General features: G+C 70.7%; 1 protein-coding gene (cut by a window edge). It reads right to left on the reverse strand.

Translation table 11 applies throughout. The features are described 5' to 3' along the window. Window positions 1-15,175 carry the 3' portion of a hypothetical protein gene (locus HF323_RS11810; RefSeq protein ID WP_169582750.1) on the reverse strand. It continues 22,277 nt past the right edge of the window, so the window shows 15,175 of its 37,452 coding nt (coding positions 22,278-37,452); its start codon lies off the right edge, out of view; it ends in the stop codon at window positions 1-3.

Below are 15,175 nucleotides of genomic sequence, written 5' to 3' on the forward strand. Positions count from 1 at the left end.
TCAGGGGCGCCCCGGCCGGGCCGCCTCGGTCGTCGCGGTGATCCCCGGCGCGGGCGCGGGAGCCGGCGCGGAGTCCATCGACGTCACGGTCGCCGTCGTCGGGGAGGACGCGGTCGAGGTGCTGGTCACCGACGTCGTGCTGGTCAGCGACGTCGGGGCGGTCGCGCCCGTCGTGGTGGTCGCGCCCGTCGTGGTGGTCGCGCCCGTCGTGGTGGTCGTGCCCGTCGTGGTGGTGGCGCCCGTCGTGGTGGTCGTACCGGTGGGGCCGAGCAGCGTCGAGGCGGCGGCCGGCGGACTGTAGCCGTCGGTGCGCACCCGGAGAGACTCGAACCTCGCGCTTCCCGCGGCCACGACGAGCCCGAACCGACCGTCGGCCAGCGCGGCGTTGTACGCGCGGGACAGCACGAACGCCCCGTTGACCGTGAGCGAGACCGAGGCGCCCTTGATCGTGACGACGAGGGTGTAGGCGGTGCCCGCGGTGAGCGTACGTGCGACGCGCTCGTCGACGGTCGTCTGGCCGCCGGCGACGTGACCGAAGATGACGGCCTGGGCGGCGTGATCGAGCACGATGAACTTGTAGTCGGTCGCGCTGTAGTAGTCGTAGACGATTCCGGCCCGCGATCCCGCGGTGAGGGAGGCGACCGTCGTGAGCTCGAGGTAGGAGTTCGCGTCGAGGACAGCGCCCAGTGACGCCAAGGCGACTGCCGCCGTGCCGCCCGTCGCGGTTCCGGTCGTCGCACCGGACGCGGTGGTCCAAGTGCCGCGCTCGCCGGTCACCATGCCTGGTCCGGTGAACTCGTCGGTACGGTCCAGTGTGATCGCCGGCGGCAGCACCTGCACCGAGATGTTGTCGAACTTGCCGCGGGCGCCGTCGGAGCCCATTCCCACGAAGCCCTTGTTCAATCCGACGGGTGCGCCGTCGACAAGACGCGGGGCGAAGGTGTGGGTGAAGGCTGCCACGCCGTCGAGGAGCACCGTGACGGTGGTGCCGTTGACCGCCACCAGCATGGAGTACCACTTGTTGTACTTCACGCCGCCCGGGACGCTCGCCTGCACGTCGGTCCACCAGCCGGTGGCCGTGCGCCGCCCCATCACGAGCTTGTTCGTCGACTGGTCGACGCCGGCGAACTTGAAGTCGGTGGGCGAGAAGTAGTCGAAGATGACGAAGGCGTTCGCCTTCCACCCGGCGGTGGGCTTGGTGAGATACACCTGCGCGTGGACCTCGAAGTAGATCGGCAGGTACTGGTCGATGTAGTAGACCGCCGTGGCGTCACCGCCGGTCGCCGTCGCCGTGACGGTCAGCGTCCCGCTCTCCACGGCGAAGACACCCGAGTCGGCGAAGAACCCGTCTGTGGCGCTGGTGCTGAAGGCCGCGGAGCGCAGCACGTCGCGCTTGCCGCCGGGCACGTTGCCGGGCTGCGGGTCGCGGGGGCCGCCGGTCTGGTCCTGCCAGTACGGGTCCTTCTGCGTGACGAGACCGATCTCACCGTACGGCTCGCCGTTGCGCGGACCGGTCATCTCGCCCGCGTCCTGCGCGATCGTGAAGTCCGCGCCCTGGGCGGCCGACAGCCGGTAGAGGAAGTCGTAGAGCCCGGGGGCGACCTGGCGGCTCACGGTGCCGAGGCCGAACGGTGCGAACGGCACGAGGAAGCTGTTGAACTCCCCCACCCAGTCGATCAGTCGGTCGCCGCCGGTGTTGCCGATCAGCACGTCGAGCCCCGCGCCGCCGAACGCGCGGTCCTCGTACGAGACATTCGTGTCGGGCGAGGTGTTCTCGCCCCCTGCCGTCGTGAGCACGTCGTCGGCGTTGAGCAGGTCGTTGCCCCAGCCGCCCCACAGTGTGTCGCGGCCGGTGCCGCCCACGATCCAGTCGTTGCCGTGATCGCCGAAGAGCACATCGTCGCCGTCGGTGCGGGTCGTCGCGGCCACCGTGTCGAGCCAGCCCTCGGTGGAGCTGAAGTTCAGGAACCAGTCGCCGCCGCTCAGGACGATGCGGCGCATCGGTGCGTACTCGTCGTAGAGCGCGAATTCTCCCGCCGTCGTGTCGAAGCCGAGCAGCGTGCCGTCGTTGAACGGCCGCGCGAAGTCGCTGCGTCCGCCGCTCGCGTCGTAGTACCCGACCGCGAGAGCCTCGGCGCCCGAGACGGCGTCGTCGCCCGAGCCGCCGTGGATGAAGTCGCCGTCCCAGCCGCCGAAGAGCACGTCGTTGGCGTACAACGCGCGGTACAGCGTGTCGTCGAACACCCCGTTCACGGCGAACGGCGTGAGGTCGACGCTCTTGGTGAGCCTGCCCGCCGTGAAGAGGGTCGCCACTTGCACGCGGCCGGGGGTCGTGATCTCGACCTGGACGTTCGGCGTCGTGACCCCGTTGAGGACCTCGGTGGAGCCGTTGCGGCTGGTGAAGATGCGCCCGTCGTCGCCGAGGATGCCGTCGATGCCCGTGCCGCCCGAGATCCAGTCGTGGCCCCATCCGCCGATGAGGTCGTCGTCTCCGGCGTCGCCGAACACCACGTCGCGTCCGGCCCCGGCGTACACCGTGTCGTCGCCGGACTCGCCGTGGATCTCGTCGTTGCCGATGATGTCGCCGGTCAGCGCGGCCGGCACGCGGTCGGGTCCGCCGGGCGTGTAGTCGAGCAGCTCGACGGCTCGCGGCAGGAGACGGACGCTCTCGCCGTAGGTGTCGTAGGTGAAGGTGAGGAACCCGCCGCCGGCGCCGCTGTTCGTGCCCACGAGGCGCAGGATGCGTCCGTTGTCGCCGACGATCGTGTCGGAGTCGCGGCCGTGGAGCGACGTCGCGTCGTTGCGCACGACAGCGGTTCCGGCGCCGCCGAAGAGGTAGTCCTTGGCGTCCGGACGCAGGTCCTTGCCGCCGAGGCCGAAGAAGTCCGAGCTGCCGCCGATGATGTCGTCGCGGCCGAGGTTTCCGAAGACCACGTCGGTGCCGCCGCCGCCTTCGATGTAGTCATCGCCATCGCTCGCGGACTCGACGGACGGGTCGAGCACCAGGTCGCCGGCGGCGTTGCGGGAGGCGCCCGCGGTCTCGTCGATCGAACCGTCGCCCTGGATGACGTCGTCGCCGAGCTGACCGAAGATCATGTCGTCGTGCGCGCCGCCGGCGAGGTAGTCGTCTCCGAAGACGCTGCCGGTGGTGGATGCCGCGTGATCGAGCAGCGTGATCCGGAAGTCGCTCCAGGCCGTCGGCCCCGTCGGGTTGCTGTGCCACGTGACGGTGACGAGCACGTTCCCGGCGGTGCCGAGCGCGACGCTGTAGATCGCGGAGCCCGAGAGCACCCGGAACCGCTGGCTGGTGTGGTTCCCGAAGCTCGACGTGCGATCCAGCGAGACGTTGTCGCCGAAGACCAGGTCGCTCTCGGTGCCGCCGTCGACGCGGTCCGCGCCGGCGCCGCCCACGAGGAGATCCTGACCCGCCTGACCGCGCACCGTATCGGCGCCCCCGACGGCGTTGTCGCTCACGGCGACCTTGACGACGTTGAGCGCGCCGCCGAGGTGCGCGAGGTCGAGGCGCCCGTGGTCGCCGAGCGCGATGTCGGCCCCGGCGCCCAGCGCGATGGTGTCGCCACCGGCACCGCCGAGCACGAGGTCGATTCCGGCGCCCGTGGTGAGGACGTCGTCGCCGCCGATGCCCGCGTCGGTCGTGGTCACGAAGCCCGCCGTCAGCGGGAGCGTGCCCCACGCGGGCGTCGCCACGGTCGGCGTCGGCGACGCGGTGAAACGGCCGTTGTCGCCGAGCACGATGTTGCGCCCATCGGATGCGGCGATCGTGTCGCCGCCGGCGCCGCCGACCACGAGGTCGTCGGCGGTGCCCGTCGTGATCGTGTCCGCCCCGCCGAAGGCCGGGTCGATCGACCACACCCGGTCGAGGTCGGCGGGATCGCCGTCCAGGCTCACCCAGTCGATGAGCCCGTGGTCGCCGAAGACGATGCCGGTGCGGTCGGGCGAGCCCGGGGTCTCACCGCGGTTCGCGGTGATGGTTTCGCCACCGGCCCCGCCGAGCACGATGTCTGCACCGATGCCGGTGGTGATCACATCTGCGCCGCCGATCGTGGGGTCGACCGTGATGACCAGGCCGAGGGGACGAACCAGGCCGTCGGTGAAGTCGTCCACGCCGCCGTTGCCCGACTGCGCCACGACCGCCCCGGTGCCGTCGACCCACTGGACGAGGCCGCGGTCGCCGAACACGATGTCCCCGCCGGTGCCGCCGTGCAGACGGTCCGCGCCGATGCCGCCGAAGATCACGAGCGGAAGGGTCGAGGCGTGGCCGTTGACCACGTCGTCGTCGGTGGTTCCCGCCGGGAGGATCGCGCCGGTGGCGGGCATCGTGAAGGTCTCGGTCGCGGTGCGGGTCACTTCGACCACGACGTGCGCGGCGGTCCCGTCGCGCTGGAGGGCTGCGTCGAAGGTCAGCACCGAGCCGGTGCGGGAGATCTCGGATGCCTCGAGCAGCCGCCCGTTGACCCACACTCGGTACCCGACCAGGTCTCCGGTCGCACCGAGGTCGAACGAGCCGCCGGTCTGGACCGCCCACGAGGCAAGGTGCAGGGTCGCCGTCACGATGTCGCCGGGGCGCAGGGAGTCGAACAGTCCCACGGTGTCGAGGATCGTGGACGAGACCCAGCGCAGCGCGGGCACCAGCACGCCGTTCACGCGGATCTCGACCACCACGTCGGCACGCACCGGCTCGTCGCCGTCGTCGAGCGCGGCCCCCAGGCCGAGGACGTTGTCGTTCGGACCCTGCGTGTTGAGGACGAAGAATCCGTCCTCGCTCGCCTGCAGGTCCACGGTGATCGTGTCGTCGCCCAGGCCCGTGTTCAGCCAGGTGGTCGTGCGGACTCCGGCGCGCGTGTGCGTGCCGTCGATCGTGATGGTGTCCGCGCGGCCGCTGGTCCAGATCCGGATGCCGTCGGCGAAGGTCCCTGTCGCGGCGGCGTTCCACGAGATGCCGGCCGACGCGAGGCCCACCACGAAGATCTCGCCGTCGGCCGCGAGGTTCGCGTCGCGCACCCGTGCGGCGTTCGCGACGTCGGTGATGAGCACACCGACGTCGCCGACGCGCGCGCCCTCGTCGCTGACGAGGAGCGTGTGGCGGCCGGTGCCGAGCGCGAGGTTGAGCGTTCCCTGCACCGCGTCGAGGTCGCCCGCGAGGAAGTGCGGCCTGGCGTCGATGCCGACGTCGGCCCGCGAGGAGAGGTAGACGCGGTCGTCGCCCGCACCGAACGAGACGTTCGTGATCGGCAGCGTGCCGCGCACGTTGAGGACGTCGTGCCCCGAGCCCAGCGAGAGGTTCAGCACCTCGAGGCCGTGATAGCGGATGCCGGCCCGCGCCGCGACGTCGGCGGCGGCATCCGTCACCGTCGCGCCCAGCGCCGACAGTCCGACCGTGACCGGCTGCGTCGTGTCGGCGTTGACCTCGCCTCGGAAGCCGATGAGGTAGGTGCCTCCGACGAGCCACACGTAGACGCTGGCTGCGCACTGCGTCGCGCCCTCCTCGCCGCAGCTCATCGAGACGCCGGGGTCGGCGCCCGGGGTGCGCGGGAAGAGCAGCGATTGGAGCGCGAAGCGGACGGCTTCGGCCGAGGTGCCCGCGGCGAAGGTGACGGCGCCGATGCCGGTCGCCACCCCGCCCTGGACCTGCGACAGCAGGATCGTGAACGATCCTCCGCGCGGAGTGACGGCGTACAGGCGGTCGAGCGGGCGTCCCAGCTCGTCGAGTCCTGCGCGGGGCGCCATGTCGAGGCCGGTGAGCGCGTCCTGGGTGAGCCAGCCGAGGTTGCTGTTCGCGTCGCCGGAGTCGTCGAGATTCGCCACGTCGCGCCCGACGCCACCCTCGAGCACCAGCAGCGCCGCGAGCAGGTCGAGGATGCCCGAGGCGGTGCCCACGAAGAAGGTGTCGTCGTCGGTGCTTCCGAGCAGCGGTGTGGCGGCGCTCGTCGGACCGCCGATGACGCGGGTGTGTCCGTCGATCGTGCGGATCGTGAGGCGATCGTCACCGGGGCCGGCGTCGACGGTCGTCGTGCCGGCGTGGGTGTTCTCGATCGTGAACTGGTCGTCGCCGTAGCCGAGCAGGATCGTGAGGTCCTCGAACTGCGTGTACCGGATGCCGCCGAGGACGGGGCGCCCGGCGAGAGAGTAGTCGCCCGCCATGCCGAGCCCGGTGATGCGGTCGCGCGTGAGCACGCCGGTGTCGTTCGCGGGGCTGTCCTCGTTGTGCACGACCAGCGTGTCGACCTGAGCCGTCTCGATCGCGTCGGCGGTGCTGCCGGTGACGGGCAGCGGTCCTCCCGAGGACTCGCCGGGCAGCACGATCGGCAGGTAGTCGTCCAGTTCGAGCTGGACCGGCGGGTTCGGGTCGTCGCCGCCCGAGACGTACAGCGGACCCTGGATGAGGTGGAGCCGGCGTGCCGAGTCGGCGAACTCCTGGACGTCGTCGCCGTCGATGACGCTGTCGTCGATCGCGCGGACGATGACCGTGCGCTCGGCGGACCAGTTCGCCGCGGTGAAGGTCAGCGCGAGGGCGCTCACCCATGCGGAGCCGTTCCAGAACTCCAGCTGCGCGGTGCGGCAGCCGTTCGGCAGGCGGCAGTCCGGTCCGCCGATGTCGAGCGTGAAGGTCGCGATCGCGTCGAGGCGCACCGTGACCGTCTCGCCGGCGACGGGAGCCTTCGTCAGGCGGACCGTGTAGGAGCCGGTGGCCCCGAACTGCGAGCCCGTCGCGCCCTCGACGAGGCGGATGTCGCCGCCGACGGGCGTGATCACGACGCCCGCCGAGTCGCCGTCATGCACGAGGACGCTCACGCGGTCGACCACGACACCGGCGAGCTCGGCGACGTACACACGGCTGGCGCCGAGGACGAAGGTGCCGGCCCCCCACGGGTCGACGACGGTGATCGTGGTGGCCGTGTTGCCGGCGATCGTGCGGTAGCTCGCCGTGCCGTTCGCGTCCACGAGACGCAGGAGCGCTCCGGCCAGTCCCCCGCCGGTGGTCGGGAGCACGACGCCGCTGAGCGTGACCGTGCGGTGGTCGCCCGAGATGGCCGTGACGGTCCCGACCAGCTCGGCGGTCGTGATGGGGGCGGTGTAGCCGGTGATGACGAACGCGGCGCCGGTGCCGGGCGCGACGTCCCATTCGCCCTCGATCTCGATGGTCGAGGCGGTGTTGTCCCAGATCCGGCGCACCTGGCCGGCGCCCGCCCCGCTGGTGATGCGGATCAGGTGGCCCTTCAGCGAGCCGGCGACGGCGGTCATGCCGGTGAACGAGAACTCGCCCGGCAGGCCGCCCGCCCCGGCCACCGTGCCCGAGAGACGGTCGCTGGAGGTCACGACGGCGGTGATCGCCTGCACGTGCTGGCCCTCGACCACGGTGTCGTCGATCGCCCGCACCTGCACGAGGCGTGTGCCGACGGCGGCGAAGGTCAGCGTAAGGGTGGTGGTCCACGTGACGCCGTCGAGCGACAGCTGAAGTCCGGTCGGCGCGGTGAGGGCCACGGTCACCGGTCCTCGCGGAACCGACGTGATGCGCACCTCGTAGGACGCGTTCGATCCGCCGGCGCCCGCGGCGGGCTCGATGACCCGCACGCCGCCGTCGGGGATGACCACCGGCACCTCGGGAGCGTCGTCGTCGAGCACCCGGACGAACGTCGTCGCGACGAGCGCGCCGGCGTAGGCTCCGCCGGTCACGATCGCGTCGACGGGCGAGAACCACGCTCCCTCGGCGGCGAGGTCCTGGATCGCCCGCACGAGCACCGAGCGCTGGCCGGTGTCGCCGGCGGCGAACACCAGGGTGACCGAGGTCTGCCAGGTGGCGCCGCCGTCGATCGAGAGCTCGATCGCACGGGCGCGGCTGGTGGACGCGGGGTCGATCGCCGGTCCGACGAGCGTGACCTTCACCTCTGTGGTCGGCGCCTTCGTCAGCCGCACCGTCAGCGTGCCGTTGCCGCCGCCCTCGGTGAGCGTGAGCGATCCCCCGACAGGGGCGACGACCACCGTCGGCTCGTCGTTGTCCATGATCTCGGTGGCGATGCCGTCCACGCGCAGCAGCGCCCAGGCGCTGTTGGCGACGGTGCTCTCGACCGAATGCCGCACCAGGCCGGTGTGGCCGAGGAGGTCATTGGCCTGGACCGCGGGAGCGGCGCTGCCGACCTCGACGCGGTCGGAGCCGAGACCACCGAAGATCGAGAGCTCGACCGCGGGGTTCGTCGAGAGCACATGGAAGACGTCGTTGCCGGCCATGCCGTAGATCGACACCTTCTCGACGTTGATGTAGCGGATGACGCGGCCCGCGCCGTAGACGCCGCTCGCGGTGATGACGAAGGTGTCGTGCAGCTCCGTCCCGATGATGACGACGAGGTCGTATCCCGAGCCGCCGTCGATGTTGACGGGTGCGTTCGACGCGTACTCGATGAAGTTGCGTCCCTCGCCCGCGTTGAGGGCGGTGACCTCGGACTCCCCCGCGAACGAGCGGATCACGAAGGTGTCGTCGCCCGCATCGCCGTACAGGTTGAGGGTGGCGACGTTGCGGAACACCTCGAAGACATCGTCGCCGGTGCCGCCATAGACGGACGCGGTGAACGAGACGCCGCGCGTGAGCAGTCCGCGGGTGGAGGCGAAGAATCCGGATGCCGCGAACTCGGGGTCTGCGATGTACGCGGTGTACAGCTGGCCGAACCGGAACCGGTCGTTGCCCGAGTCGCCGTTGACGGTCAGGACGGACCCGGTGTCGTCGAACGCGAAGGTGTCGTCTCCGGCGCGGCCGTTCACCACGACGCCGCCGGTCATCTCCTGGCCGTACGTGACCTTCTCGACCGTCGTGAACGGTCCGGCTCCGGGCACGCCGCCCGAGAGCAGTCCGATGAGCGAGCGCGTGGCATTGCGACGGAACAGGAACGTGTCGTTGAGGGCGGAGCCGTTGACGATCAGCACGTTGGTGCCGCCGTCCGCGACGTCGAACGTGTTGATGCGGCTGTTGCCCGCACCGAACAGGTCCACCAGGAAGTAGTCGGAGTTCGCTCCGCCGTCCAGAGCCAGGACCTTGCCCGCCATCGGGTTCACGCCGACGGGCCCCGGCGCCGCGTTGACCACCAGCCAGTCGTCGCCGCTGTCGCCGTGGATGGTCGTCGCGCCGCTGATCGCCTCGACGAAGACGCGGTCGGCGCCCGCGCCGCCGTGCACGGTCGTCGTGCCCGCGTGGGTGGAGTCGACATTGACCACGTCCGAGCCTGCGCCGAGCGCGATGTCGAGCGACTCGAAGGTGGCGTAGTCGACCCGCCCGTCGGTCATCCGCTCGACCGCGGTGACGACGACCTTGCCGGGCGCGGCGACGAGGGCGTGTCCGGCGACCGCGCCGATGGTGAGGAGGCGTGCGGCGCCCGCGGGTCCGGCGAGTGCGCCGGTCCATGCGATGGTCCAGCGGGTGCCGGCCTTGGTCACGACGACGTTGGCCGAGCCGACGAGGGCGGCGAGAGCCGCCTGCACCTGCGCGGCGGTGGCGTCGAATGCCAGCTGCCCGGTCGTGCCGACGCCAGCGACGGTGAGCGTGAATCGGCCGCCGACCGCACCGCTCACGGTCACGACCTGGACGAGGCTGGGGCGCGGGGCGCCACCGGTCATCCCCAGACCGGCGATCCAGCCCGACGTCACGACCCCGAGGCGGTCGAGCAGGGCGGCCGCGTCGTCGAGATACAGCGCGTCGATGCCGTCGCCGCCGGTGAGCGTCAGCGGTGCTGCGATGCCGGTGAGTACGCCGCCGATGCCGGTGAGCGTCGAGCTCACGCGCACGACGTCGTTCCCGGCGCCGGTGTCGATCGAGGTGAAGCCCGCGACCGTCCGGACGATGACGGTGTCCGCTCCGTCGTTCCCGGTGATGGCGGTCGTGCCCGTGTGCGTCGAGTGGACGGTGAAGGTGTCGCCGCCGGAGCCCAGGTCGATCGTGAGCTGCTCGAGCTCGGAGTAGGTGATGCCGTGGCTCATGCCGAGCCCCGTGAGCGTGTTCGACGTCAGGTTGCCGACGTTGGGCGACGTGTCGCCGCTGTCGTCCACAGAGAGCAGGTCGGCGCCGGTGAGTGCACCGGGTCCGGTGCCGCCGACGATCACGAGCGGTGCGCTGATCGCGTTGACCGTGCCCCCGCTGTTCGTCCACGCCGTGTTCGTCGTGCCCGTTCCTGCGGCCTGCGAGCCGACGGCGATCCGGTCGGTGTGCTCGCCGGTGTAGATCCGGTGCTGCACCGCGATGGCGCGGACGGCGATGCGGTCGCCGCCGGTGAGCGTGCGGATCTCGACGAGCTCGACGCCGCCGTGGGTGATCGTGCCCAGGGTCGTCATCGCACCGGCCGTGTCGAACGACACGCGACGGACCCGGTTCGCCTGGGTTCCGGACGGCGGGGCGGCGACGGTGTCGACGATGAGGTCGTCCGGCGCGGTCGATCCCCACACCTCGAGGCGGTCGGACCCTGCGCCGTCGGTGACGTGCACCGCGATTCCGGTGGAGCGGGTCAGCTCGACGCGCACGACGTCGTCACCGGCGCCGGCGTCGATGTACGCGGTGCCGGTCCACGGGTCGGCCGCGCGCGAGACGCCCGCGATGAGCACGGTGCCGTCCGCGTCGCCCACCAGGACGGTCGTGGCGCCCGGGCCCGTCGAGGTGAGCCGCGCCGTCTCGAAGATGCCGAGGAGGTTCTCTGCCACGGAGCCGACGCCGAAGTCGGTGCCGACGGCGAGCCCGTGCACGAACAGGTTGCGGTAGAGGCCGAAGTCGCCGCTCGCGAACGACTCCACGAGGGTGTCGGACCCGCCCTCGTCGGCGAAGGCGTCGAGGCCGAGCCCACCCGTCACGGTGTCGTCGCCGAGGCCGGAGTCGAGCAGGTCGGCGAAGGGCGAGCCGATGAGCCGGTCGTTGCCGGCGTCGCCGATGAGGGTCAACGCCAGGCGGTCCGCCGAGACGCCCGAGGCGTCGATCGTGTCGTCGCCGCCGCGCCCGTCGACGATGAGCGAGTCGCCCTGGCCGCGGACGGCACCGTCGATCCAGACCGTGTACGACGAGGCCGTCGACCGGATGATGCGCGTCCGCGCGCCGTCGGTGGCGATCGCGAAGCTGTCGCCGCCGGTCGCCGATCCGATGATCGTGACGATGTCGGTGCTGCCGGCGCCGACGGCGATCTCGACGGTCGCGAGGCCGGAGCCGTTGCCGGTGACGTCGGCGAGCGTGATCTGGTCTGCGCCGGCCCCCGCGTCGATCACGAGGTTCTCGATGCCCGACGTGGTGCGGCTGAGGTCGCCCAGGGTGTGGAGCAGCACGCCGGTGGACGGGTTGGCGACGGTGAGCCGGTCGGAGCCGCCGGTGAGCACGAGGATCAGACGATCGGTGCCGTTGCCGCCCGTGACCACGTGGGTGTCGGGCGATGTGAAGACCGCCGCCGTGGCGGTGATGATGTCGTCTCCGTCGCCGCCGTCGTAGCTGCGCGCGAGGCCCGAGAGCACATCGTTGTCGGCTCCGCCCTCGAGCACGTCGGCGATCGTGTTGCCGAGCAGGATGTCGTTGCCGCCGTCGCCGCGCAGGGTCACAGCGCCCGTGCCGGTGTGGCGCAGGAGGTCGTTGCCGTCGCCGCCGTTGACGGTCGCCGATGCGGAGCCCTCGACGGTGATGGTGTCGTTCTGCGTCCCACCGCTCAGGACGCTGCCCGACCCGGAGCCCTTCAGGACGATCGTGTCGTCGCCCGAGCCGCCGTCGATCGTGACGGGCACCTGCACGCTCGGATCGATCACCACGTTGTCGACGCCGTCGCCGAAGTAGGCATGGATGCGCTGGACGTTGGCGTAGGTGCGGGTGTGACCGAACGCGGTGATCCGGATCGTCGCCAGCCCGGCGTTCAGGCCGCCGATCTGCTCGATGAACACCGTCTCGTTGATCGTGTTCACCGACACGTTCCGCGCGAGACGCTGAGCCGAGCCGCCGACGTTGACCCACAGGTCGCGATCGGTCGCGCGCCACTCGCGCAGGCTCTTGTACGCGTCGGTGCCGGAGTAGGTCGTCCCGTTGCCTGCCAGGTAGGGCACGACGGGGAAGCGGACGGAGCCGATCGTGAAGGTGTCGCTGCGCGAGTACCACGTGCCCAGCACCTTGAAGCGGACGGTGATGCGGAAGCGCAGCGGCACGTCGCCGTTCGAGTCGGCGTCGCGGGAGTCGGCGCTCACGGAGAGGTCGAGGCCCACGCCGAGGCTGATCTCGAACAGCTTGAAGTCGAAGTACACCTCGACGCTCGCGCCGCCGCCGATGAACAGCGTGTACCAGACGATGCCGTTCTGCTCGTGGGTGAGGAACGAGATCTCGAGGTGGAAGTCGCCGCGGATGCCCATGAACGAGCCGCCGAGCTGCATGCGGCCGGAGAGGGTCAGGCTGAAGTTGCCGTCGGAGTTGAGGAAGATCGTGCCCGAGAGCCCGAAGCCGAAGAACGACAGGCCGGCGTACGCGTCGAGGTACCAGTCGCCCGCAGCGAACGTCGAGTCGGTCGAGCTCGTCTTGCCCACCTCGATCGTGAACCCGGCGCTGAAGCTGAACAGCCGCAGCAGCGTCACAGAGCCGGTCAGCGAGAGCTTGAAGCCCGGGTCGACCCCGGCGCGCACCACTCCGGTCGTGTTGATGCGGAGCGTTCCGTTGGCCGAGAGGCTGAAGACGAAGGCATCCGCCGACGCGCTCACCGCCACCGACATGACGAAGCCGTCGCTGTAGATGCCGGCCACGCCGTTGGCGGTGAACCGCAGGCCGGCCAGGTCGAACGCGACGCCGAACCGCATCTCGAACGCTCCCGCCGCGATGCGGATCTCGGCGAAGCCGCTGCCGCGGGCGAAGCCGAGGAAGTCGATCGAGCCGTCCAGCCGCAGCAGGAACCCGGGGGCGACCTGGGTGGAGCCGAACGTCGCGGCGGCTCCCGTCGTGTTGATCGCGAGCACGGCGCTCACCGAGAAGCCCAGTCCGACCGACCCGCCGAACCCGGCGCCGAGCGAGAGGTCGAGGCGGGCGACGAGGCCCTTGCTGTTGATGCGGAAGCCGCTGTCGCGCAGCACCACGCTGCCGAAGACGTCGAGCGACGCGGCGCCGTTGACGAGCAGGCTGATCTCGTTCGCGCCGACTGTCAGCACCAGATGCCCGTTGATGTCGAGCACGTTCATGACCTTGAGCGAGCCGTACATCTCGAGGCGGAAGCCCGAGACGACGTTGATCGTCTGGTTCGCCACGACGAGCTGTCCGCCCGACCGCTGGAACCCGCCGAACACCGTGACGCCGTTGACGGTCTGCGACTCGACGACGAAGGTGCGGATCTGACGTGCGCTCGCGAACGTGTTGATCTCGAGCAGGAACTGCCCGTTGAGCGTGAGGCCCGGGATCGAGTTGACCCCCAGCGTCAGCTGCACACGGCCGACGACACCGGTCTGCGCTCCGACGTACACGGCGAGGTTGAGCGCGCCCGTCAGGGACCCCAGGTACGGGATGGTCGTGCCCACCATGCCGTCCACCTTCAGGTAGGCGGTCCCGTTCGGGTCGATCGCCGCCGTGATGCCGACGAAGCCCGTGAGCGTGAACGCCCCGCCGATCGTGAGTTCGGCCTGGATGCTGGCGACGATGTAGATCGCGCCGCCCGCGGGGGCCGTCGGGTCGGGCTGGCCGTCGATGCCGGGAGGAGACTTCGGGATGTAGAACACCGGCGCCTGGCCCGGCAGCAGCAGCGGCAGGAAGGCGTTGGGCACGACGAACGTCTGATCGGCCAGCGTGGTGTTGAAGATGACGCTGACCGATCCGGTGGCCGAGAACAGCGATCCCACGTTCGGCAGGCCGATGTTGACGCCCTTCGCGACGCGGATGCTGCCGGCGACGCCGGGGATCGCGCCGTTGTCGGTGCGCGTCGAGATCATCAGCACGCCGGTGACCGAGCCGTACTCCAGTCGCGCCGCACCCGATCCGAACGAGAGCGTGCCGGTGAGGAAGAGGTCCATCGACGGCGTCGGCGGGTTCATCGAGATGTTGAGGTACAGGCCTCCCTGCACCCGCATGAGCTCGGTTCCGCCCGGCGCCACGATCAGCTGGCCGAGGATCTGGAAGCCGAAGCTGAAGGGCTGCAGCACGAACGTCTCGGTGAGGTCGGAGCCGCCGGGGCCGACGCCCGGGAGGGTGACCACCTCGGTCTTGACCTCGTTGGTGAGGTTGATGCGCAGCTGGGCCGAGCCGTCGAGGTGGATGCCGAACTGCTCGAGCGCTTCGAAGTTGGTCTCGATGGTCGCGACGCCCCAGAACTGCGGCACGGGATGCATCGGGTTGGTCTCCTCGTCGCCGACGAGGAGGACGAAGCGCCCGGATGTCGCGCCGAGCGTGCCGAGGCCGTAGACGTCGATCTGCCCGGCGAACGTCAGGATGAACAGGAGCCGCTCGTAGTCGATCTCGAGCACGACCGCGGCCTTGATGTGCATGAGCGGTTCGTCGAGGAAATCGCCCGCCTGCAGCATGATGCCGCCGGACAGCTCGATGTAGAACGACGTGCCCTGCTCGATCGTGCGGAAGGTGTCGCTGCCGCCGGCGGAGAGGTTGCCGGCCGAGTCCGCCCACGCGCCGGCGTTGAAGGTGACCGTGACGGTGCCGGCGCTCAGGGCGCCGCTGAGCGTGTAGGAGTACACGGCGAGCCCGCCCGCGTAGTGGACTGCCGCGAACGCGAGGCCCTGCGTCCCCCCGCCCGAGAACGTGAGGTCGTCGCTGCCGAGCTTCGTGACGTCGACGGTCGTTCCAGCCGTGGGCGTGAGCCGCACACCGAACCAGATCCGCGGCAGGATCGCCCCGGCGGTCAGGTTCGACTCGGGCGTCGCGGCACCGGCGTGGCTGGCGGCGGCGAACGCGGTGCCGGCCGTGTTCTGCCAGCTGCCGTCGAGGAACGTGATGACGAGGTCGCCCGAGAAGTGCCCCGTGAAGAAGTAGCGGTAGGTCGTGCCGCTCACGAGCATCGGGGATCCGATGACGATGAGCTCGACTCCGCCGGCGGTGATCGTCAGCTCCGCGCCGAGGTCGGTGATGCTGGCGCGGTCGATCGCGACGCCGTCGAGCAGGCCGAACGTGATGTCGACCCAGCCGCGACCGGCGAGATCCTTCACGTCGACGACGGAGCCGGGCGTCGGGTCCGCC

The sequence above is a fragment of the Microbacterium sp. MF43 genome (assembly GCF_012847295.1).
Lineage (GTDB): Bacteria > Actinomycetota > Actinomycetes > Actinomycetales > Microbacteriaceae > Microbacterium.